A 233-nucleotide genomic window follows, 5' to 3' on the forward strand; every position below is an offset into this window, starting at 1 on the left:
CCTTAATCTCGTGATCCCAATTCATTTCGCAGAGATGAGCATGCCACTGAAGAAGTGCCTTCTGAAACTCCGCTGGTTTGATCAGGGACAACACTCGCGTGATGGTATCGTGAGAAGGGATGCCGGCTTCAAAATCTGCGTATTTGGATAGCCAGTCCAGCTTCTCATCACCGAAGCTTTCGATCTCATCAGGACCGTCCGCGCCAGCGATGACAGCCGAGACAACCAAGAAC

General features: G+C 51.5%; 1 protein-coding gene. It reads right to left on the minus strand.

Annotated features, from left to right (window positions below; translation table 11 throughout):
* Nucleotides 1–233, minus strand: a 233-nt coding sequence (locus H1B37_RS33250) for an ISAs1 family transposase (RefSeq protein WP_182871561.1), incomplete at both ends; no start/stop codon positions are given.

It is taken from the genome of Stieleria mannarensis, assembly GCF_014154935.1.
Taxonomy (GTDB): domain Bacteria; phylum Planctomycetota; class Planctomycetia; order Pirellulales; family Pirellulaceae; genus Stieleria; species Stieleria mannarensis.